Source organism: Pseudooceanicola aestuariicola (assembly GCF_045763785.1).
In the GTDB taxonomy this organism is placed as follows: Bacteria; Pseudomonadota; Alphaproteobacteria; order Rhodobacterales; family Rhodobacteraceae; genus Pseudooceanicola.
In genome coordinates, this window is record NZ_JBJGSF010000006.1 from 48,801 (window position 1) to 70,870 (window position 22,070).

At 60.7% G+C, this 22,070-nt stretch carries 20 protein-coding genes; 4 read left to right on the forward strand and 16 right to left on the reverse strand.

Annotated elements, in window-relative coordinates:
* Window positions 1-4: 4 nt before the first annotated feature.
* The 6 genes from ACI3GR_RS17080 to ACI3GR_RS17105 are packed head-to-tail and all read right to left on the reverse strand — an operon-like array spanning window position 5 to window position 8,171.
* On the reverse strand, window positions 5-2,011 hold the full coding sequence (locus ACI3GR_RS17080; RefSeq protein WP_142494836.1) for an acetyl/propionyl/methylcrotonyl-CoA carboxylase subunit alpha: 2,007 nt from the start codon (window positions 2,009-2,011) through the stop codon (window positions 5-7).
* 10 nt (window positions 2,012-2,021) lie between these two features.
* Window positions 2,022-3,629: an acyl-CoA carboxylase subunit beta gene (locus tag ACI3GR_RS17085; protein WP_028288577.1), complete on the reverse strand. Its 1,608-nt coding sequence runs from the start codon at window positions 3,627-3,629 to the stop codon at window positions 2,022-2,024.
* Entirely contained in the window at window positions 3,626-5,047 is a 1,422-nt protein-coding gene (locus tag ACI3GR_RS17090; RefSeq protein ID WP_407496267.1) for a phenylacetate--CoA ligase family protein, read from the reverse strand. Before ACI3GR_RS17090 ends, ACI3GR_RS17085 begins: the two co-directional genes overlap by 4 nt.
* The gene (locus ACI3GR_RS17095; RefSeq protein ID WP_088652160.1) at window positions 5,044-6,204 is read right to left on the reverse strand and encodes an acyl-CoA dehydrogenase family protein; all 1,161 of its coding nucleotides are present in this window, start codon (window positions 6,202-6,204) and stop codon (window positions 5,044-5,046) included. Before ACI3GR_RS17095 ends, ACI3GR_RS17090 begins: the two co-directional genes overlap by 4 nt.
* A gap of 9 nt (window positions 6,205-6,213) precedes the next feature.
* Window positions 6,214-6,993: an enoyl-CoA hydratase/isomerase family protein gene (locus ACI3GR_RS17100; protein WP_407496269.1), complete on the reverse strand. Its 780-nt coding sequence runs from the start codon at window positions 6,991-6,993 to the stop codon at window positions 6,214-6,216.
* A complete protein-coding gene (locus ACI3GR_RS17105) occupies window positions 6,990-8,171 on the reverse strand; it encodes an acyl-CoA dehydrogenase family protein (RefSeq protein WP_407496270.1) in 1,182 nt (393 codons plus the stop codon). The genes ACI3GR_RS17100 and ACI3GR_RS17105 overlap by 4 nt, the downstream gene beginning before the upstream one ends.
* 126 nt (window positions 8,172-8,297) lie before the next feature.
* Between ACI3GR_RS17105 and ACI3GR_RS17110 the strand changes: the two genes are divergently transcribed.
* Together ACI3GR_RS17110 and ACI3GR_RS17115 are read left to right on the forward strand one after the other, a co-directional pair.
* On the forward strand, window positions 8,298-10,298 hold the full coding sequence (locus ACI3GR_RS17110; protein ID WP_142494838.1) for an NADPH-dependent 2,4-dienoyl-CoA reductase: 2,001 nt from the start codon (window positions 8,298-8,300) through the stop codon (window positions 10,296-10,298).
* A 26-nt stretch (window positions 10,299-10,324) separates the two neighbouring features.
* Complete coding sequence (locus tag ACI3GR_RS17115) at window positions 10,325-11,845, forward strand: class I adenylate-forming enzyme family protein (protein ID WP_028288571.1); 1,521 nt, start codon at window positions 10,325-10,327, stop codon at window positions 11,843-11,845.
* 461 nt (window positions 11,846-12,306) lie between these two features.
* Here ACI3GR_RS17115 and ACI3GR_RS17120 read toward each other — a convergent pair whose 3' ends face one another.
* Together ACI3GR_RS17120 and ACI3GR_RS17125 are read right to left on the reverse strand one after the other, a co-directional pair.
* Window positions 12,307-13,011, reverse strand: a complete 705-nt coding sequence (locus ACI3GR_RS17120; RefSeq protein WP_204114574.1) for a glutathione S-transferase family protein — start codon at window positions 13,009-13,011, stop codon at window positions 12,307-12,309.
* The gene (locus tag ACI3GR_RS17125) at window positions 13,008-13,442 is read right to left on the reverse strand and encodes a DoxX family protein (RefSeq protein WP_028288569.1); all 435 of its coding nucleotides are present in this window, start codon (window positions 13,440-13,442) and stop codon (window positions 13,008-13,010) included. Before ACI3GR_RS17125 ends, ACI3GR_RS17120 begins: the two co-directional genes overlap by 4 nt.
* 98 nt (window positions 13,443-13,540) lie before the next feature.
* Between ACI3GR_RS17125 and ACI3GR_RS17130 the strand changes: the two genes are divergently transcribed.
* The gene (locus ACI3GR_RS17130; RefSeq protein ID WP_043753647.1) at window positions 13,541-13,969 is read left to right on the forward strand and encodes a MarR family winged helix-turn-helix transcriptional regulator; all 429 of its coding nucleotides are present in this window, start codon (window positions 13,541-13,543) and stop codon (window positions 13,967-13,969) included.
* A gap of 87 nt (window positions 13,970-14,056) precedes the next feature.
* Here ACI3GR_RS17130 and ACI3GR_RS17135 read toward each other — a convergent pair whose 3' ends face one another.
* From ACI3GR_RS17135 to ACI3GR_RS17160, 6 genes are all read right to left on the reverse strand, one after another.
* Entirely contained in the window at window positions 14,057-14,557 is a 501-nt protein-coding gene (locus ACI3GR_RS17135) for a DNA-3-methyladenine glycosylase I (RefSeq protein ID WP_204114573.1), read from the reverse strand.
* 305 nt (window positions 14,558-14,862) lie between these two features.
* The gene (locus tag ACI3GR_RS17140; RefSeq protein ID WP_027264411.1) at window positions 14,863-15,318 is read right to left on the reverse strand and encodes a PaaI family thioesterase; all 456 of its coding nucleotides are present in this window, start codon (window positions 15,316-15,318) and stop codon (window positions 14,863-14,865) included.
* A gap of 21 nt (window positions 15,319-15,339) precedes the next feature.
* Window positions 15,340-16,065, reverse strand: a complete 726-nt coding sequence (locus ACI3GR_RS17145; protein ID WP_028288568.1) for an AraC family transcriptional regulator — start codon at window positions 16,063-16,065, stop codon at window positions 15,340-15,342.
* Window positions 16,049-16,903, reverse strand: a complete 855-nt coding sequence (locus ACI3GR_RS17150) for an SDR family oxidoreductase (protein ID WP_218394044.1) — start codon at window positions 16,901-16,903, stop codon at window positions 16,049-16,051. The genes ACI3GR_RS17145 and ACI3GR_RS17150 overlap by 17 nt, the downstream gene beginning before the upstream one ends.
* Window positions 16,900-18,837 (reverse strand): AMP-binding protein, encoded by a 1,938-nt coding sequence (locus tag ACI3GR_RS17155; RefSeq protein WP_204114571.1) that lies wholly within the window; start codon window positions 18,835-18,837, stop codon window positions 16,900-16,902. Before ACI3GR_RS17155 ends, ACI3GR_RS17150 begins: the two co-directional genes overlap by 4 nt.
* A 113-nt stretch (window positions 18,838-18,950) precedes the next feature.
* Window positions 18,951-19,712, reverse strand: coding sequence for a glucose 1-dehydrogenase (locus ACI3GR_RS17160; protein WP_204114570.1), 762 nt, complete (start codon window positions 19,710-19,712; stop codon window positions 18,951-18,953).
* 89 nt (window positions 19,713-19,801) lie between these two features.
* On the opposite strand from ACI3GR_RS17160, the gene ACI3GR_RS17165 reads away from it, so the two are divergent.
* A complete protein-coding gene (locus ACI3GR_RS17165) occupies window positions 19,802-21,202 on the forward strand; it encodes a TetR/AcrR family transcriptional regulator (RefSeq protein WP_407496275.1) in 1,401 nt (466 codons plus the stop codon).
* Here the strand turns inward: ACI3GR_RS17165 and ACI3GR_RS17170 are convergent.
* Window positions 21,184-21,585, reverse strand: coding sequence for a PaaI family thioesterase (locus tag ACI3GR_RS17170; protein WP_204114568.1), 402 nt, complete (start codon window positions 21,583-21,585; stop codon window positions 21,184-21,186). The two genes, ACI3GR_RS17165 and ACI3GR_RS17170, sit on opposite strands and share 19 nt — an antisense overlap.
* Complete coding sequence (locus tag ACI3GR_RS17175; protein WP_204114567.1) at window positions 21,585-22,067, reverse strand: PaaI family thioesterase; 483 nt, start codon at window positions 22,065-22,067, stop codon at window positions 21,585-21,587. The genes ACI3GR_RS17170 and ACI3GR_RS17175 overlap by 1 nt, the downstream gene beginning before the upstream one ends.
* Window positions 22,068-22,070 lie beyond the last annotated feature (3 nt).

A 22,070-nucleotide genomic window follows, 5' to 3' on the forward strand; every position in this document is an offset into this window, starting at 1 on the left:
TTCATCACTCCTCGGATGGCAGGATCTCGGCGATGACCTGGCCGCGATCGACCATGTCCCCATTCGAGACGGATATATTGCTGGCGATCCCGGCCGCGGCCGCCCGGATCGAGATTTCGAGTTTCATGGATTCCATGACCGCGACCACGTCGCCTTCGGCCACGCTCTGACCATCGGAGACCTTGATTTCGACAATCATGCCGGTCAGCGGAGAGGTCACGGCGCGATCCGCCGCGGCATCGCCGCCGGCAAAGGCAAGGGGCGCGGCGGGCCGAAAGACCAGGCGGCCTTCGGGCGTATCCAGTTCGATCACGCCCGCGTGCAGGCGCGCGTCGATCAGATGGACGGTGTCGCCTTCGCCGACACGCCAACGGCCCGGGGTCAGTTCACGTGCCGACAGTATCAGCGCCTCGCCTTTCTCCGAATGGATGGTGTACTTGGCACCCGGTTTGACTGGACTGACGCGCAGTTCTTCGGATACCTCGTCAGAATCGGTAAGCGTCACGCGCTGCCCCGCTTCAATCGCATCGCCGCCCAGTCCAAGCCGCCAGCCGGTAAAGGCATCACGGTTGGTCCAGGGATTGGCGTCTGTGTCGCTGCGCGACTGGGTCACGAAGAGAATGGCAGCGGTCGCCTTCCACAGATCTGGGCGGGTCAGGCCGGGTGCCTGTGTCAGCTCATCCAGCCTGCCGTCGATCCAGCGGGTATGCACCTGCATCCGTTCGAATTCATGGTTTCGCGCCAGCGCCGTTAGAAAGGCGCGATTGGTCTCGACACCTTCGACCGCGACATGATCAAGCGCCGTGGCCAGACGTGCCAATGCGGTTTCCCGGTCGGGCGCGTGCACGATCAGCTTGGCGATCATCGGGTCGTAGTAGGGCGTGACGGCATCGCCTTCTTCGACGCCGCTGTCGATGCGCAGGCCCGATGGCAGGCTGAGCGTGGAGAGCGTGCCCGTCGACGGGGCGAATTGCATCGCCGGATCTTCGGCGTAAAGCCGCGCCTCGACCGCGTGGCCGTTGATCGTCAGATCGTCCTGCACCAGTCCAAGGCCCGCGCCTTCGGCAATCCGCAGGTGAAGCGCGACAAGGTCCAGCCCGGTGATCGCTTCGGTGACGGGATGTTCCACCTGAATGCGCGGGTTCACCTCAAGGAAGAAATACTCGCCACCCGCGACCAGAAATTCGACCGTGCCCAGCCCGCGATAGTCCAGCGTTTCGCCCAAGCGCACCGCGTCGCGTGCGATGTCGTCCAGAAGCGTTCGGGGCAGACCCCAGGCCGGGGCTTCCTCGATGACCTTCTGGTGGCGGCGCTGAAGCGTGCAATCGCGTTCGAACAGATGCACCACATGGCCCTTGCCGTCACCTGCGATCTGCACTTCAACATGGCGCGCCTCGGGCAGGAAACGCTCCAACAGCAGCCCTTCGGAGCCGAAGGTGGATTTTGCTTCGCGCAGCGCGCCTTCGATGTCCTCGACCAGCGTGGTCTCGTCAGTGACGAGCCGTTGTCCGCGCCCACCACCGCCGCCGACCGCCTTGAGCAGCACCGGCAGGCCCATTTGGCGCACCTCCTCGGCAATCTGCTCGGGATCGGACCGCGCACCTTCGGCGCCCGAAATCACCGGGACGCTGGCCGCCACGGCGGCCTCTTTGGCGCTGGCCTTGTCGCCGAAACGTTCAAGCGTTTCCGGCGTCGGCCCCATGAAGATCATGCCGGCGGCTTCGACCGAACGAGCAAAATCGGGGTTTTCGGCCAGAAAGCCATAACCGGGATGGATCGCATCCGCGCCCACTGATTGCGCAGCGGCAATCACCGCGTCGATTTTCAGATAGCTCTCGGATGCAGGCCCGGCACCGATACAGACAGATTTGCCGATCTCGCGGACATGCAGGGCATTGGCATCGGCCTGCGAATGCACGCCGACAGGGGTGATACCGCTGGCCCGCGCGGTGCGCGCGATCCGGCAGGCAATTTCGCCGCGGTTGGCGATCAGAAGCGTTTTGATTTTCACGGTTCGCTCCTCACATCCTGAACACGCCGAAGTTGGTATCGACCTTGGGTCTGCGCGATGTCACATCCAGCATCAGCGCCATGACGTCACGGGTCTCACAGGGCTCGATCACGCTGTCGATCCAAAGGTTGGAAGCAAAATTATAGGCTCCCTGAAAATCTTCGTATTCCTTGCGGATCGGTGCCTTGAAGGCTTCCTCCTCCTCGGGGGTCCAGCTTTTGCCTTCGCGTTCGTTGATCTGCGCGCGGACCTGAGCCAGCACGCTGGCGGCCTGTTCCGGCCCCATGATTGCCGACCGTCCCGTCGGCCAGGCGAACATTGCGTCCGGCTGGAACGGGCGGCCCAGCATCGCCAGGTATCCGGCCCCGTAAGAGCCACCGGTGATGATTGTGAATTTCGGCACCCGGGCCGAAGACATGGCCGTGATCATCTTGGCGCCAGCCTTGGCAATGCCCATCTGCTCGACCTCGCGGCCCACCATGAAGCCGTTCACATCGGCCAGGAACAGCAGCGGAATATCACGCTGGACGCAGAGATTGATGAAATGCGTCGCCTTCAGCGCGGCTTCGACGAAAAGCACGCCTGTATTGGCGATGATCCCGACCTCGTGGCCGTGGATGCGCCCCCAGCCGGTCATGATCGTGTCGCCATAAAGCGGCTTGAATTCGTGAAAATCGCTCTCATCGACCAACCGAGCCACGATTTCGCGGTTGTCGGTCGGCACCTTGGGGTCGCGGCTGATGAGCCCATAAATCTCTTCGACCGGGTAGGCGGGCGCACGGGGCGTTTCGGGCGTCTTGCGGGGTTGGGGTTTTTCGCCAAGATGGCTGACAATTTCGCGCGTGATGGCCAGAGCGTGGGCGTCATCTTCGGCCAAATGGTCGGTCACACCGGAAACGGACGAATGCATCTTGCCGCCACCCAGTTCTTCGGCTTCGACCTTTTCGCCGGTTGCGGCAAAGGTCAATTCCGGTCCGCCCAGATACATAAAGCCCTGACCGCGCACGATCACCACTTCGTCACAGAGCGCGGGGATATAGGCACCACCCGCGGTGCAGGGCCCCATGACCACGGCGATTTGCGGCACACCATCGCCAGACATGCCGATCTGTTGGTGAAAGATGGAGCCGAACTGGCCTTCGTCGGGGAAAAGGTTGGCCTGGTCGGGCAGGAAGGCACCGCCGGAGTCCACGAGGGTGATGACGGGCAGGCGGTTTTTCCAGGCAATTTTCTGTGCCCGGACGTGTTTGCGGCAGGTGATCCCGAAATAGGTGCCGCCCTTTACGGTGGCATCATTGGCGATGATCATGCACTGACGGCCTTCGATCACGCCAATACCGGTAATGATGCCGGCGCCGGGTGGAACTCCCTTGTGCATATTCAGTCCGGCCAACTCGCCGAGTTCCAGAAATGGTGTGCCCGGGTCGATCAGCCGTTCGATCCGTTCGCGCGGCAGGATTTTGCCTTTGTCCACATGACGTTTGCGCGCCATTTCGGGGCCGCCGACGCGCTGTAAGAGCCGGAGGGCATGTAGTTCATCGACCTTTTCGCGGTAAGACACGTCGTTGGCGCGGAAGTCGTCCGACCCGCTGTCGAGAAGGGATTTCATTCTAGTCATGGCAGGTCTGGATATTTCCTGAGAACGAAGGCGACCTTAGCGGCGCCAGGTTTTTCGAAAGTGTCGGCCGCAACCAGGTGAACGTCGGCCTTGAAGACCAAGGAGTCGCGAAGCCGCTGCTCAATTTTCTTTTTGAGGGTGACGTCATCGGCCGGATCGCGATCGGGGCCCCGTTCGACAATCACCGTCAGCGCGCCCTGCGTGGTATGGCCCTCGAAATCGGCCACGATGCGCATGACGCCGTTGGTGTCCGGCACCATTTCGGTAACGATGCTGTTGATCGCCGACGGGAAGACATTGGCCCCGCGCACGATCAGCATGTCGTCGGTGCGGCCGGTGCAGCGGATCTTCGGTCCGGTGCGGCCGCAGGAGCATTCGGTATCGATCACTTCGATATAATCGCCTGACCGGAACCGCACGAGCGGGCTCGCCTGGCGGCCGAGCGCGGTATAGACCATCTCGCCTTCTGCGCCTTTTTTCCAGGGAATGATCCTGCCGCTCTCCGGGTCGAGCAGCTCGGTCAGGACATAATCCATGTTGACCATGTGCATACCCGACTGGGCGTCGCACTCGGCCCAGTATGTCACGCCCAGATCGGTGCCGCCCAGCATCTCGGTGCATTTCGCACCCCAGGCCTTTTCGATCTTTGCCCGAATTGCGGGAATGCCGCCGCCGGGTTCGCCGCCGACGATCACGCGCTCGATACCCAGTTCGCTGGCCTTGCAGCCAAGTACCTCGGGAGCCTTTTCGGCCAGGTGCAGAACGAAATTCGGAGCACCAACGATGCAGCGCGGGCGCGTATCCGCGCAGGCACGCAGCAGCCGTTCGGCACCGCCATCCGCCCCCACCGGCACATCGATCGCGCCCATATACTGCAACCCCTGCATCACGGGGATGCCGCCGACAAAGCCCTTGGCCAGCGAAAACGCGTGCAACACCATGTCGCCGGGGCGCACGCCATTGGCAAAGAAGCAGCGCGCTGTCATCTCGTGCCACATCTCGGCGTCGGATTCTGTCAGGGCCACATATGAGGGGCTGCCGGTCGTGCCCGACGAGGCCTGCATCTGGATGATGTCCGACATGGGCGCGGCACGGTGCTTGCCAAAGGGCGGCTCGGCAGCGAGGCTTTCGCGGATCTCGGTCTTGTAGGTATAGGGCAGTTTTTGCAGGTCTTCGATGGTGCGGATATCGTCGAAGTCCACACCGGCCTCGGCGAACTTTTCCTGATAGAAGGTCGAGTTCGCCTTGAGATACGCCATCTGATCGCGCAGCCGCTCTTCCTGAATACGGCGCACCTCGTCGAGCGGTGTGCCCTCGATCGTGTGCCAGAAGCGATCATTTACCTTGTCGGCGGCATCCTGCCGCCTGAAGCGCATTCCAAATTGCATGTCGTTCTCCATGTCGGGCAGAGCGATCAATAAGACCGCGGCAGACCCATGACCTTTTCGCCGATGAAGCTGAGGCACAGCTCGCGGTTCACCGGCGCCGTGCGCAACAAGCGCACCAGCGGGTACATCTCGTATAGTCCCGTATCCTCGGTGAAGCCCGATCCGCCATGCGCCTGCAGCGCGGCGTCCACCGCTTCGATCCCGGCTTCGGCGGCGGCGTATTTTGCCATGTTTGACGACGCCCCTGCCGGCAGTTTGTTGTCAAACTCCCAGGCCGCGCGACGGGTCATCAGGCTGGCCATCTCGACCGCTGTGTGCGCCTTGGCCATCGGGTGCTGCACGCCCTGATGCGCACCGATGGGTTGGCCGAACACATTGCGTTCGGAGGCATAGGCCACGCCCTTGTTCAGGGCGAACCGGCCGATGCCGCAGCACAGGGCGGCCAGGATGATGCGTTCGGGGTTGAGACTGTCGAACAGGATCGAGAACCCTTCGTCCACCTCGCCGACCACATCCTCCGGGCCCAGATCCACCTCGTCGAAGAACAGGGTCCACTGTTCCTCGGGCAGGGGGATCGAGATCTTCACCCGCTGCTTGTCGACGCCCTTTTTCTTCAGATCCACGGCGAACAGGGTAAAGCCGTCGGTCTTGCGGCTGACCTCGGTATGCGGCTTGGTTCGCGCCACGACTAAGCAATAGTCCGAGACCTCGGCGCCAGTGATAAAGGTCTTTTCGCCCGACAGGCTGAACCGGTTGCCCCGACGTTTGGCCAGCGTAGTGGCCTTCATCGTGTTCGACCCGGCGCCCGGTTCCGTGATCGCAAAACAGAACTGGATATCACCGCGGCAGGCCGCCGGCAGCAGCTCTTTCTTGTGGAATTCACTCCCGTGGCTGGCGATATGAGCCAGCGACATGGTCGGCCCGACCACCATCATCAAAAGCGGAATGCCGTGATTGGCGGTGCCTTCCATGAACAGCGCCATTTCGGTCATACCGAGGCCCGCGCCGCCGTATTCCTCGGGCACCATGATGCCGAGAAAACCGTCATCGGCAACCTGCTTGAACATATCGTGGGGAAACTCGTGCTTGCGCGCGTGTTCCAGCCAATAAGCATTGTCATATGTCTGCGCCAGCTGACCGCCATATTCGTAAATCTGGCGCTGTTCATCGTTCAGAGTGAATTCCATGTTTCGTCCTCAAGCCTTGAATTCGGGGGCGCGCCGGTTCTCGAATGCATCGAGCCCCTCGGCGACGTCATCGCTGGGCAGTGCGCGCACGGCGGCGTCACGCTCAAGCCGCATCTGCTGGTCGATGCCGAGATCTGCACCTTCGCGCGCCAGCCGCTTCATTTCCGCGATACCTGGGCGCGAGCGGGTCGCGATCTTTTCGCAATATTCCAGCGCGGCCTGGTGCAGATCCGCATCCGGTACGATGTAGTTGACCAGCCCGACCTCCTTGGCCTCGTCGGCTTTGAGCCAGCGCGCTGAGAACATCAGGTCAAGCGCCCGGCGCTGCCCCATCAACCGCGTCAGCCGCTGCGAGCCACCCCAACCGGGAATCAGCCCGAATTGCGCATGCTGATCGCCAAACTGGGCGCTTTCGGCCGCAAAGCACACGTCGCAGGCCAGCATCAGTTCGATCCCGCCGGCCAGACACAACCCCTGCACTGCGACTACGACAGGGAGGGAGGAGGTTTCGAGCGCACGCAGGTTTTTCATGCCAAAGGCGATGAAATGGTCCAGCGCGGCGGGATCGTTCAATTTACCTTTCACTTCCACCAGATCGGCACCGGTGCAAAAGTGCTTGCCCTGCGCCCGGATGAGGATCGCCCGAATAGCGGGGTTCGCCTCGAATTCCGCACGCGCGACAGAAATACGCTCATGCACCTCAAGTGACAGGCAATTGAATTTCTCGGGGCGGGCCAGTTCGATGATGCCGGTGTTGCCCTCGGAAGTGACGAGGATGGGGTCGCTCATTTCGAGGCTCCCTTCGCCTTCTTGTCATACTGCAGCGCCATGCGACCGACCTTCTCGCGGGCGATCACCAGCTTCTGGATCTGCGCGGTGCCGTCACCGATCTGCAAGCCGAGCACATCGTTGTAGCGCTGGTGGTGGGGCAGGTCGGTGGTGTAGCCGTAATGTCCGTGCAGGATCAGGCACTGGTGCAGGATCTCGCAGGCGGTTTTGGGCAGGTACCATTTGCACATGGCGGCCTGAGAGGTGTGGGGCAGGCCACGGTCGCGCAGGTCCAGCGTGTAATAGCAAAGCTGGCGCATCATGGTCAGTTGGGTCTCGGCCTCGGCCAAGGGAAAGCTGACACCCTGATACTGCACGATCGGGGCTCCGAATGCCTCGCGCTCCTGAACGTAGGCCCAGGTTTCATCCACCGACGCTTGCGCGGCCCCCAGGCACTCCAGCCCGATCAGTGCGCGGGAATAGTCGAAGCCCGCCATGATCGTGCCAAAGGCACGGTCCTGTTCCGCCATCATGTTTTCAGCCGGCACGTAAACATCGTCAAAGAAAACCGAGCCGCGCCCGACAGGCTTGGTGCCGATGTCGTCAAAATGGGTGCGCTTGATGCCTTCCTGGTTCAGATCGACGAAAAAGGCGCTGACCCCGCGTGAGCCGCCGTCAGGATCGCCGGTACGGGCAAAGACGACCGCCGCATCCGCCTGACTGGCAAAACTCATGGATGTCTTTTCACCGTTCAGCCGCCAGCCGTTGCCGGATTTCTCGGCCCTCAGAATCAGGTTCGCCGCATCCGAACCGCCGCGCGGCTCTGTCAGGCCCAGGCCAATGACCGCATCACCCGAAACAACCTTGGGCACCCATTCCGACGCGATGTCCTTGGAGGCATGTTTGGCAACCATTCCGCCCATGAGAGAGCCCAGAAGCTGCACGTAACTTGCGTTGAAATCGGCATAGGCGATCTCTTCGACGATCAGCCCTGACGTGACAGAGCTTTCGCCGAGACCCCCGAATTCCTCGGGCAGATCGGCCCCGATCAGCCCCAGTGCGCCCATCTCCTTGATCAGCGCACGGTCGAATGTATGGCCGCTGGCGCGTTCTTGATATGTGGGCGAAAGCCTTTCAGTTGCGAAGCGCTTTGCGGTCTCGCGAAACGCCTTCTGATCGTCTGTAGGCTGGAATTGCATCGGTGCTCCTCCTCGTGAGCGAAAATCTTCTTTCCAAAAATCTAACAAATGTTAGAATGTATATCAAGTGCAGTTTTGAGGAGGAGAACCAAAGTGAAAAATAGACCAGATGGAAGCTTTGAAACCATGCTCTCGCCCATCCGCGCAGGCCAGCATACATTGCGAAATCGTGTCATCATGGGGTCGATGCACACGCGGTTGGAAACCGAGCCTGACGGCATAGCTAAACAGATCGCTTTTTACTCTGAGCGGGCGCGGGGGGAGGCGGCGATTCTGGTCACCGGCGGGTTTTCGCCCAATGCCGAGGGCATATTCGATCCAGAAGGTCCGAGAATCGATGACCCGGAAGAAGCGCTTGACCTGCGCCCGATCTGCGAGGCGGTGCAGGCCGAAGGCAGCCTGATCTGCGCGCAACTCCTCCACGCCGGGCGCTATGCCAAGATCGAAGGGTGTGTGGCCCCGTCGCCGATCCGCGCCCCGATCAACCGTTTCATCCCGCGTGAAATGACCGAAGCCGACATTCTCCGTACCATCGAGGATTTTGCCGTGGCGGCCGCCAATGCGCTGGCCGCAGGCTTTGATGGCGTCGAGATCATGGGGTCCGAGGGATACCTGATCAACGAATTCACCGTCACCCACACCAACAAGCGCCAAGACGACTGGGGCGGCAGCGCCGCGAACCGCCACCGATTCCCGGTCGATATCGTGCGCGCGGTGCGCGAACGTTGCGGCCCCGACTTTCTGGTCATCTACCGGATTTCGGCGGCCGATCTGGTCGAGGGCGGCGCGCCCGCCGATGAAATTGCCGCACTGGCCCGCAAGATCGAGGCTGCGGGTGCGGATATCCTGAACACCGGCATCGGCTGGCATGAGGCCCGCGTGCCGACGATCGCCTACCCGGTGCCGCGCGGTGCCTGGCGCAAGGCGGCAGCCAACGTCAAAGCGGCGGTGTCGATCCCGGTAGTCGCCTCGAACCGGATCAACACACCCCAGCTTGCAGAAGACATACTTGCCTCTGGCGATGCGGACATGATCTCGATGGCGCGCCCGTTTCTGGCCGATCCGCATTTCGTGAAAAAGACGCGCGAGGGCCGCGCAGACGAGATCAACACCTGCATTGCCTGCAACCAGGCCTGCCTGGATTTCATTTTTTCGGACCGGCCGGTCGGATGTCTGGTCAATCCAAGGGCCGGGCGTGAAACGGAATTCCGGGATACGCCAACCGACACGCCAAAGAAAGTGGCCGTCGTTGGCGGTGGTGCCGCGGGCATGGCCACAGCCGCCGAGGCGGCACGGCTGGGCCACGATGTCACCCTGTTCGAAGCGCAGGACAAATTGGGCGGTCAGCTGAATCTGGCCCGCGCCGCACCAGGCAAGGACGAATTCGACGAAACCCTGCGGTATTATGCCGGTCAGATGCAGAAACACGGGGTCACGCAGCGTCTGGGACAGCGGGCAGAGGCGAGCGATCTTGAGGGATTTGACCATGTGGTCATCGCCACCGGGGTCACGCCGCGCATTCCCGACCTGCCGGGTATCGACCATCCCAGCGTCGCGACCTACGCCGAAATTCTGTCCGGTGACCGCGAGGCGGGCGACCGTGTCGTGGTGATGGGGGCGGGGGGCATCGGTCATGATGTGGCCGAGTTCCTAGTGACCAAACCCGCCGAGACCGCGAATTCCGACGTCTTTTGCGAAACCTGGGGAGTGGACCCCGAATTTGTCTCCTCGGGTGCCCTGGCGGGCGACCCTCTGGCACCGAAGCCGTCGCGCCGCAAGGTCGTCATGCTGCAGCGCAAGACCGCTAAACCGGGCGCGGGGCTTGGTGTTTCGACAGGGTGGATCCTGCGCAACGCGCTGCGCAAACATGGGGTCGAGGCAATGGGCGGGGTGACCTATGAACATATCGACGATGCGGGGCTGCACATCGTCGCGGACGGAAACCCGACGGTCATCGCAGCCGATACAATTGTGCTGTGCACCGGTCAGGAACCGGAACGGGCCCTGGCCAAAGAGGTTGTAGCGCGCGGCGTCCTGGTTACGATGATCGGCGGGGCAAAGGAGGCCGCCGAACTGGATGCGCTGCGCGCCATTGATGAGGGCGTGCGCCTGGCGCAGGATCTCTGAACCGAGGCTCGGGCAAGGGGGAAACTATGCTGACCGGCGTCATCCGCGCGGGGCGCGCTGATCTGTATTCGATCTTTCGAACCCGCGCACATGACTGCGCCCGCGCCCTCGCCATCGAGGACGGCAGCAGGAAACTGACCTATGCAGAACTGCTGGAGCGGGTCGATCGTCTGGCGGCTGTCTTTCTGGCACGAGGCGTGGCGCCCGGAGACAGGATCGCGATCCTGTCGCATAACCGCTCAGAATACCTGGAGGTCGAACTTGCAGCAGCGGGAATCGGCGCGATCGTCGCCTGTCTGAACTGGCGGCTTGCCCCCGATGAACTGCGGCACTGCATCGATCTGGTCGAGCCGGTTCTCGCGGTTGTCGAACCGGAACTTTCAGAAGCTTACCGCGCCGTCGCGTCGACACCCTGTCTAACCGTCGGGCCAGACCTGGAAACGGCCATTGCCGGGGTCGAGCCGGACCCGCGCACCGGAACCATGGTTGACGACCCCGAGGCCGGTCTGACGATCCTCTATACCTCGGGGACCACGGGCCTGCCCAAGGGGGCGCATATCAGCCACCGCGCGCATATCGCCCGATCCATGGTTTTTGCGGCCCAGCTGGCGCTGGATCCCGGCGACGGGTTCATCGCCTGGGCGCCGATGTTCCACATGGCCTCCACCGATCATGCGCTGGCAACGATCCTGCGGGGTGGGACCGTGGTGATGGTGGACGGGCTGCAGCCCGCCGTCATCAACGAGGCGCTGTCACGCCACAGGATCGGCTGGTTCGTGATGATGCCCGGGGCACTGGAGGCTTTTATTAACGAACGGCACGCCAACCCTTTGCCGCTGAAGGGGATCAAGGTTTGCGGCGCAATGGCTGATCTGGTGCCGCCGCATCAGATCGCGGAACTGACCGGTCTTCTGGACACGCCCTATCTGAATTCCTTCGGGGCGACCGAAACCGGCCTGCCGCCGGGAACCGCCGATCTGATCGCGCCGGGTGTGACCCCGGACCGGCTGTCCAAGCGCATCAGCGCCTTTTGCGAGGTGCGGCTGGTCGATCCCGACGACCGCGAAGTCCCCGATGGAACGCCGGGCGAAATGGCGCTTCGGGGTCCGACGCTGTTTTCCGGGTACTGGAACGCCGACGACACCAATGCCCGTGACTTTCGCAACGGCTTTTTCCACATGGGCGATCTGTTCCGGCGCAATGCGGACGGCACCGTCGACTTTGTGGATCGGGCGAAATACCTGATCAAGACCGGAGGTGAAAACGTCTATCCGGCGGAAATCGAACGTGTGCTTCTTTCTCATCCCGATGTGATCGATGCCGCCGTGGTAAGGGCCTTCGACGCGAAATGGGGGGAAAGCCCGGTGGCCTTTGTCGCCTGTGACGATGACGGGCCGGATGCCGAGGCGCTGCTGAACTTGTGCCGCGAAAGCCTCGCTGGCTATAAGCGACCACGCGAAATTCGCTTCATCGCGTTCGAGGATTTTCCCAGATCGACCAGCGGCAAGATCCAGCGGCATATCCTCGAAGCCCGGCTCGCAGATTAATTTTCGCTCTGACCCGATCGTCAGCCAGCCACGCCAGTTCGCCCCAATAGCGATAAAAGCGTTCTTATCCTCGTTGCCACGAGCTTCTTATCCCCGCCCTTTGGAGTAACCCCCTGAAAGTGATCCACCATCTGGGATAGATTGACCCGCGATTGATGCGCAGCCCTCTGTCGGACTACACGGCTAGGGTTTTCCGGGTGTTTGAGCTCAGGAGGATTCGTAGATCCCTGAGCCATTCATCAATGCGATCGGTGGTTTGTTCCCGGTTTCGCTGTGGGGGCAGCAGTAACCCTGCGCATCGCACGGACGGGCATGGACTGCCGGCAATTGCCGGTTGGGGCTGCTGCGGGCCTTCAAGGGAAAGTCGGCGACTATCCGATGTGCGGGACAAAGCGGACATTCGCCAAGCGACCTCAAACGTCCGGTTCTGTACTGCGGCCCGACAAAACGATATCAAGTGATCAGCGGTCAGCCGATCGCACCTGTGTAACTGTCTTCTTCGGCCCTCCTGTCTGCATGATCTGGGACAGGTAAGAATTGCGCCGTCTGATGAAGTCACGCAGAAGGGTCGGGTAATCTTCACTGACGGCATTCTTCACAGAAACCCGACGCTCCAGTTCATGTCGCCAGGCCCTTACACGGGCAAGCCCTGTGAAGACGCCAAACTCTCCGATGGTGTCAAAAACGTCGAAATAGCGGAAGACCGGGCCGAATACGACATCGACGAGGCTGAACCGGTGGCCATCGAACCATGGTCCCTCCCCAAGCTCCGCGTCCAGCCGAAGGAACTTTGCGCGGAGCGCCGCCACTTTTTCTTCCAACGCTTTCTCGTTCGGCGCCGAGTAGAACCCCGCAATGTCGTTCAAGACAGCAGATCCAAATTCAATCCAGGCACGGTGGCGGGCGCGATCAAGAGCGTCGTGCGGATGAAGCGCGTGGGGTTGTGTATCCTCAAGATATTCGAGGATAACCGCAGATTCGAAAATCGGCGTCCCGTCCACAACCAGGACAGGCGTCTTGCCCAGCGGAGATATGGCAAGAAACCAGTCGGGCTTGTTCGAAAGATCGATGTCAGTTCTCTCGAACGTGACACCTTTCTCAGTGAGCGAGATCGCCGCGCGCTGCACATATGGGCAGGCCGCATGGCTAATGAGGTGGAGGCTCATGTTGTCTCTCCCTCCATCTGCACGTTACCGGGCGCGAAGGAAGGGCTGAGGGCGAAACGGCCGTCGCCCAGAAGCCCTTGCACGATGGCAAGCAGCGTCAGATAGGCCGGGTATTCCCACCCGCCGTTCTCGTATCCGAACATCCAGCCGTTTCCGGAGTGAGCCCAGGTCGCTCCGGCCAGGATGGGCACGGTCGCCGACGCGACCCACCGCGCCTGTATGCCGAGGACCAAAAAGGCACCGGCAATCGCCTCGACTGCAAATACCATATAAGCAAACCAGCCGGGCAGCCCGATCGAAATGAAGAACTGCGCCGTTCCGGGAAGTGTGAAAATGAAGAGCTTGAGAAACAGGCTGTGCGCCAGGAACATGATACCGAGTGCTATACGGAGCAGGAATATCCCAAATTCTGTGAGGTGCGATTTTGACATGATATGATCCCATATGTCGATGCATTTGCATCTATATATAGCGCGTTACATGCGACGTCAAGGTTGATGCACTTGCATGCACATGATAGGTGCTGGATATGAACGAGATTGACCATGCTACTGAGGCCGCCTGGACAGCCCTCATGACTAAAAGCCGCGTTTTGCTTGAGGCTGTCGAATCGTCTCTGAAATCGGCAGGATACCCGCCACTTGCATGGTATGACGCGCTTCTCGAACTCGAGAAGGCAGGCCCGGACGGACTCCGTCCATTCGAACTCAAAGACCGGATATTGTTACCCCAATACGGTACATCGCGGTTGCTGGACCGCATGGTGAAAGCAGGGCTGGTGGACCGACGGGACTGCTCGGAAGATGGGCGAGGTCAAAACATTTCTATCTCTGAAAAGGGTAAATCTGTCAGGAGGGCGATGTGGCCGATCTATGAACGGGTTCTGTCGGAAAGGATCGGCGCAAAGCTGAAACCCAAAGACGCCGCTCAATTGGCCACGCTACTCTCAAGGCTCTGAAGTCTCGGTCGACTGACGCGAAACCTGTCTGTGACTTTCCACGCTAAGTGGCCTTGATTTTTTTCACGTTAATTGGCCGACAGTTGCCTATGTCGGTGTGCGAAGGGTATTTCGGGCTGTTTCGACGTCCTTTCGCATCCAACAGACTTCTGCGTGATCGTTGATACATCCCATGGCCGGCATGAATGCATATACGGTGGTCGGTCCCACGAATTTGAAGCCAAGCTTTCGTAGGTCTTTGGAAAGGGTCTCGGACGCTGTTGATTTGGACCGCATTTGTGGCAGTGCGTCGTCCTTGGCAGGTTCATATAGCCAGATGAATGCGGCGAAGGAGCCTTCCTCTTGGACGACCTCGAAAGTACGGCGAGCGTTGTTGATCACGGCTTCGATCTTGCCTCGATAGCGAACAATTCCTTCATCGGCAAGTAGGCGCTCAATGTCGTTGTCGTCAAAGTTCGCAACTCCCCGAAAGTCGAACCCGGCGAAGGCAGCACGAAAGTTCTCGCGCTTGGCCAGAATGGTGCGCCAGCTCAGCCCTGACTGGAAACTCCGGCGTGACGGCAGCCCATCGGCACCGTGGGCGTCCATCCGTTCCAATTACGGTTGCAGCATCAGGCCGCTGCCGCATAAACTTGAACAGAAACCGAACCAGATCCTCCGTTACGATACAGTCTCAGCTCTCCGAAAAACCCTGACGACGGACAATCGGCGACCGCACTGCTAAAAGCTAACATTACCGCTTGACAGGTCTGAACCTGCTGGCGGCGATCTGGATACCGCGCGCGCCTACGGGAAACGGTTGGCCGAGGTCGCGAGCCGCTGGAACAGCTGATCCAGCTGTCTGAATAATCGGCCCGGCCGCCCGGATCGGATGTGCTGCGGCCGGGTTGCGCTCAGTCCGCGACCCCCGCCCGCCCGATCAGCGCCATGAGCGTTCCGGTCATCGTTGCGACGAGCTTTTCATCCTGGCCCTTCACGGCATAGGCACGCGCCTCGCATATGGTCAGCGTCCTGCCTGGTTTCACCACGTCAGCGACGAAGCGAAACCGTTCGCCGTCCGCCGGGTTGAGTAGGTTGATCTTGAATTCGGCCGTCAACACTGCCGCGTCCGCTGGCATCAGCGAAAAGGCCGCGTATCCGCAGGCGCTGTCCAGCGCTGTCGACACGATTCCGGCATGCAAAAACCCATGCTGCTGGGTCAGTGCAACCTGATGTGCCATTTCCAGAACGATGCGGCCGGGTAACAACTCGGCAATGCTGATCCCCAACGTGTTCATCACCTTCTGGCGATCGAAACTGTTGCGCACGCGTGCGTCATAGTCGGGGTTTTTCGGTTTGAATTGTGTCATGGCGGGTCTTCCTCTTCGATTTCATTCGTCAATGACCAATCTTAGGCGGTCTTTGAGGCGCGTATCTTGTAGCGAAAGGTCAAAACGACGCGGAATAGACAGAGCGCGCAACGCGCCGGGCGGTTTGCCGGCGAAGATCCGGCAAGCGGCGGACAAGTGAGATTGATCGTAATATCCGGCGTCCAGCGCCAGATCGCTCAGCGGCAGGGTCTTTGACGCAAGCTGCCCGAGAGCCCGGCGAAAGCGTCGCAAGGTCGCAAGCCGCCGCCGCGACACGCCGGTTTCCGCCCGCACCTTTCGACGTTTGGTCCGGTCGCTGTAAGCTCCGGGTGGTGCGGCAAAGCGCAGGTCTCTCGCAAGGCCGTCAAGCACCGCGATGAGCGCAGGCAGGTCATCGTCCCCGGTCTGAACCCGGGCCAGTTCTGAGGCCAGCATGTCCAGCCCTTTGGAGTCGGGAAATCGCTGCGGTCGTGACGACAGTCGCAGCCCGGCCACGACACCCTGGAATGGCCTTGGGCGGGGCGAAAAATAGGGGCGCGGTTCTGCCAGCGATACGCGCCCGCCGCCGCTGTCGTCGCGCGTTACCGAAAGGGTAAAGAGGTCGGTTGCGAACCGCCCGCGTCCACCACCGCTCAGCACACCGGTATCGCGGAACACGAACAAATGGTCGATCTGTTTGGCCGCTTCCTCAGGCGGCGCCAGTTCGAGATAAAGCGGCGCCGCCATCAGGTTACTTGACGAAAGCATCCCGGTTCTCGGCGACGAAATCGGCAAATCGGCGCGCCGGGCGTCCCATCACATCGCTGACCGTGGTCTCGATGCCGGCAAGGTAGCCCTTGGGCGCGATGGAAGCCAATTCGACCATGGCTCTGGCGACCTCGTCCTGCATTCCGCCAGCCACCATGCCCGCCTTGGCATTTTCGGCCGGCAGGGGTGCGCAGGAGACAGTGCGCCCGGTCACCCTGGACAGGAGGGCGGCGATATCTTCTCCGGTAAGAGCTTCGGGCCCGGTCAGACCAAGAGCCTTGCCTTCGTAACCCGGAGCGGTCAGCGCCTCGGCGGCGACATCCGCGATGTCGCGGGCGTCGATCCAGGCCACGGGGCCGCCCAGATCGTCATAGTACACGGCGTCCTTTGCAATGTTACCGGCCTGCCACAGCAGGTTCTGCATGAAATAGGTCGGCTGGACAAAGGTCCAGTCAAGGCCGCTTTGCTTCAGCAGCTCCTGGGTTTCGGAATGCCACTTTCCAAAGGTCAGCCCCGCCTTGGGCGACGCGCCAAGCCCCGTGGCCACAACGATATGGCGCACGCCCGCGGCCTTGGCCGCCTCGATCACGTTCGCCTTCCACTGGCGCATGTTCAGATGGGCAGGCGTGACCAGGTATATCTTTTCTGCCCCGTCACAGGCCCGCGCCAGCGCGGCAGGGTCCGTGAAATCCGCGACGACCGCCTCGCATCCTTTGGCCTTTAGCGCGTCTAACTTTGAGAGGTCGCTGGTGACAGCGCGCACGGTCGCGCCTTTTGCCAGAAGCGTGTCGACGAGGGGCGCACCAGTCGTGCCCGTGGCTCCGAAAACAGTGATCATGACTTTTCCTTTTGCAGGTCTGCGATGGGCTGAATGGTTTCCGGGTTGCTGATCGACGACAGATCGCCTGGATCTTCACCGAGAAAGGCGGCGCGCACGACACGGCGCATGGTTTTCATGCTGCGGGTCTTGGGCAGCGCTTCGACAAAGTGGATCTCGCGCGGGCGGAAGGGTTTCGAGACGATCTCCCCGACACGATCCTTGAGCCGGTTCACGAGCTCCGCGTCCGGCGACACATTTGGTGCCGCCACGCAGACGCAGACGACAGCCACGCCCTTGATGTCATCAGGTGCCGCGATGGCCGCGGCGTCCACCACCTCTCCGGTTTCGGTCAGGGCCGCCTCGATCTCGGGCGGGCCGATGCGTTTGCCGGCGATGTTCAGCGTGTCGTCCGACCGGCCCAGGATATACCATGTCCCGTCCGGATCGCAGCGCACCCAGTCGCCGTGCCGCCAGAGGCCGGGGAAGGTGGACCAGTAGGTGTCAAGGTAGCGATCGCGGTCCCCCCTGATGGCCGGGGTCAGACCCAGAGGCGGCTGGGTCACGACCAGTTCGCCGACCTCGCCCGGTGCGGCTTCGCTGCCGTCCTGGCGCAGAACCTTGGCCCCGACACCCAGGGCCTGGGCCGAAAATCCGCCGGGCTTGAGCTCGTGCAGCACGGTCGAGGTCAGGATCGCGCCAAAAAGCTCGGTCCCGCCCGAGATGTTCAGCGGCACGGCGCGGCGGCGACAGATATGATCGAGCTGCCAGAGCCAGGCATCCTCGGTCCAGGGCTCGCCGGTCGAGGCGACGATGCGCAGGGACGACAAGTCGTAGCCCGACAAAGATTCAGTATCCTGCGTCATGAACTGCCGTACCAGGGTCGGGGCCACGCCGAGATGCGTGACCTCCATCTCGGACGCAAGACGCAGCAGCCTGAAGGGATCGCCGGGCATTGATGGTGCGCCCTCGGCCAGCACCAGAGTCGAACCGGACAAGAGCACCGATAAAAGGGTGAGCGGTCCCATGACCCACCCCATGTCGGTCATCCAGAGGTGCCGGTCATCCCGTTTCATGTCGAGGCAAAGCAGGAAATCGGCCGTGGCCTTGGCCTGCACGCCCAAATGGGTATGCACGACACCCTTGGGCCGCCCGGTGGTGCCCGATGTATAGGCGATGAGAAAGGTGTCATCGGCACTGACGGGAACGGCGGCAAACTCCGGACTGGCGCGGCCCACTGTTTCGGTCCAGTCCAGATCGCGGGCCGGATCGGCCACCGCATCGCCGAACCGTCGCAGGCTGATCACGGTATGAACCGATGGTACGTCGGTCAAAGCTTGGGCAAGGGTCGCTTCCATCCAGACCGGCTTGCCTCGCCGGGGTGTGGCATCCGCCGTCAACACCGCCACGGCATCCGCGTCGTTCAGGCGCGATACGATGGCATGGGGCGCAAAACCGGAAAACAGCGGCACCGCAACCGCGCCCAGCCGGGCAATACCCAGAAGCGCGGCCTCGATTTCGGGGATCATCGGCATATAGATGCCCACCGCCTGACCGGGCCTTACACCGCGCGTGGCAAGGGCCGAGGCGACGCGGGAGGCTTCGGCGGTAAGGTCGGAATAGGTCCAGCGGCGGCGGCTTCCGTCTTCGCCGACCCAGTCGATTGCGACCTTGTCGCCCAAGCCATCGGCAATTCGGGCGTCAAGACAGGTTTCCGTCAGATTCAAAGTACTCCCGACGGCCCACCGGATCGATTCGGGCCCTTCGGAGATATCTCGCAACCGGCTGTAGGGCCGCGCGAACCGTATCCCGGCATGGTCAATGATCTGCCCCAAGAACCAGTCTGGGTCTTCATTCGAACGGCGGACGAGTTCCTCGTAACTGTCAATGCCGCAGCCCCTCAGAAATGCGGTCAGCGTGCTTGTCCGCTGGATGTCAGAGCCTGGCTGAAACATTCGCAACCTTTCTAGAATGAAAAAGGGCCGCATATAAGGCGCGGCCAGTCGGGGAGGTAACTCTTGGCACGGTATGGCAGCAGCGCCTTGAGTCCGGCGCTGCTGCCAGCGTTTTAACCGTGCATGGACAGGCCGCCCGAAACCGAAATCACCTGGCCGGTAATGAACCCTGCGTCGTCCGACGACAGGAAGCAGATGATGCCAGGGTAATCCGTCGGCTGCGCAAGACGCTTCATCGGAATCGCCCGCTTGAGACCTTCGGCGATCTTTTGACCGGCCTCGCCCTCGGCAACCTGAGCGAACAGCGGCGTATCGGTCGGGCCGGGGGCGACCGCATTCAATTGAATACCTTTACGCGCCAGTTCGCGCGCTACGGTTTTGGTGAACGAGATGATGCCACCCTTGCAGGCCGAATACACGGCTTCGCCGGATGATCCGACGCGTCCGGCGTCGGACGCGATGTTGACCACACGGCCGCCGCCGTTCTTGACCATGCCCGGAAGCACCGCGTGATGCATATTCAGCGGACCGTAAAGATTTATGTCGATGACCTTTTTCCAAAGGTCGGGATCGGTGTCGAGGAACGGTTTGATCACGTCCCAGCCCGCGTTGTTCACCAGCACATCAATCGGTCCGCCGGATTCGAACTCGGCGACGGCCTTGTCGACCTGTGCGCGATCGGTGATATCCGCCTGAAATGCAGTCGCTTTTCCGCCGGATTCAGTGATTAGTTTGGCGGTTTCATCCGCTCCGGCTTTGTTCAGATCGAAAACGGCGACTTCGGCACCCTCCGCGCCGAACCGTTCGCAAACCGCTCGGCCAATGCCGCTCCCACCGCCGGTCACGACGACCCGTTTTCCACTCAACCCTCGCATGTGGAGGTCCTCCTCTTCCGTTGCACCTTGAAAAGAGCTTGATTCGACACTCTCTCCGATGTAATCTAACAGTTGTTAGATTAATTGCAATGGACAGCCTCATCTACGACAAGTATCGACACTGGATGGCACGACAGATTGAAGATACCAGGATAGTGAATGACGATCTAAGCATGTCGGAGAGGACCCGCGAAGCCATACTCGCTGCGGCCGCGCGACTTTTTCGGTATGAAGGCTATCACGCAACGACTATGCGCGACATCGCGCAGGAAGCTGGCATTGAGGCCGGCAGCATTTATTATCATTTTCAATCCAAGGACCAGATTCTGAGCGAAGTTCTCGATCTTGGCGTCCGTCAACTATATCAGGCGGTCAGTGAAATTGTTCGGTCGGCACCGACAAGTTCGGAGGATTTTCGCAAGACTTTCGGACTGCTGATTGAAACACATCTGACCTATCTCTTGACCGACAGCGACTTCACGTCAGCCAATATTCGGAACTATCCGATGTTGTCGGACGAAACACGCGCCCCGCATCGCGAATTGCGTGCATCATATGCAGGGGCCTGGGGCAAATTCCTGAATGACGCCAAACGCGCCGGCCACCTTCGAAGCGACATATCCACTGCTGTGATCCGCCAGTTCATCCTGAGTGCCATGAACTGGACCGTAGAATGGTACGATGTCGACAAGTATCCGGTGCGCATCCTCGCGGAACGAATGAGTAAGCTGATACTTGACGGAATGTGTCCACATCGCAAGGCGGGTACCGAAGGCTTGAAGCTGTGCCCCGCCACTCCCGCCAAAACCCCGGATCCCGACAGCAAGGCGGCTAAGACCCGTGCAGAAATTCTAAAGGCCGCAGCGCGCGTTCTGAGGGACAATGGCTACAAGGCGACCACGCTGAGAAAGATCGCGGAAGAAGCGGACATGAAAGCGGGCAGCGTCTATTACCATTTCAACTCCAAAGAAGCGATCGTTGACGAAGTTCTAAACGCCGGACTGAGGGACTTGCTATCAGGTGTCGAAGCCGCCGTTCGGAAATTCGATGCCCCGTACGATCATCACGCCAAGATAGCGACTGCAATCTGGGCGCACCTGGATTTCCTCTTCAAGGCAAGTGAATTCACCTCGGCGAATATCAGAAGCTATGGAATGCTCCCCAATCATTTCAGGGAGAGGCACAGGGGTATTCGCCATGAGTATGGAAAACTCTGGAATCGGATACTCCGTGAAGCTCAGGACGACGGTGCCATACGGTCGGATATCAAGATCGTCCCCTTGCGCCAGGTGATGTTGGGTGCCTTAAACTGGACGGTGGAATGGTTCGACCCGAACAAGGCAGGAGTGGAAGGATATCTATCACTGCCTGAATTCTCCAGCATGCTCATCTATCTGTTACTGGAAGGCATTTGTAACCGGGAAGCGGCCCCGTCCACAGGACAAGGTAGCCCTGAAAGCGGTTGCCCCGGTCAGACCAGAAGGAAGTGATACAGCCCTTCGGCAACCGCCTTTTCCCGATCCGTCTGCCAGCTGAGCACGCTGACGCTTGCCATCCGCTTGCCTTTGCGCGTGACGTTAGCGCGCGCAAAAAGCGGTCCCTTCACACCGGGTCTGAGGTAATCGACGGTCAGGTTGATCGGCTTGGCCGGAACGTCGGCGAAATCGGGCTGTACCGCGATGGCGGCAGTGGCCTCCATAAAACTCGCGATTATGCCGCCATGGTAGTACTCCATGATCGGGTTACCGATATGGGGGTCATCAAAGGTCATCTCCGCCTCAGCATGGAGACTGTCTAGACTTCTGACCTCAAAGTTGAGAAATCGGAAGAACGGCACCCGGGAAACATTGGCATTGACAGTTTGCACGTCCATCACGAGGTTTTTCCTTTTGTCATTGCGTCAAACAGGCTGGTTTCGCCGCGCGTCAATGCAAACGAGGCGGTTCCCCTGGCTATTTCAGCATCCTCATGGCCCGCGAACCAGACGCTGCCGGAATTGAAGGCGATGTGGCGGGTCTTGCGAAAACAATGCGCTTGAACGATGACATCCGCGCGCGAACGGGCCGGGCGCAGGTAATCAACTCTGAGGTCAAGAGTGGCCATGGTACTGACGCCTTCGATGGCAACAAAGTTCGCCAGTCCAAAGACACTGTCCAGAAGTGCCGTCAGGATACCACCGTGGAGCAGCGATTGTTCCGCATCGACGCAAAAGTCCGGATTGAACGGCATCCGAACCCGAACACGTTCGGTCGAGACCTCTTCGATCTCAAGCGCCATATGCGTTATCAGACCCTTGCCGCGCGCATTCCACATCTGCGCGATTTGCTCCATCTTCTTTTGGGTGATGTCTGACATGCG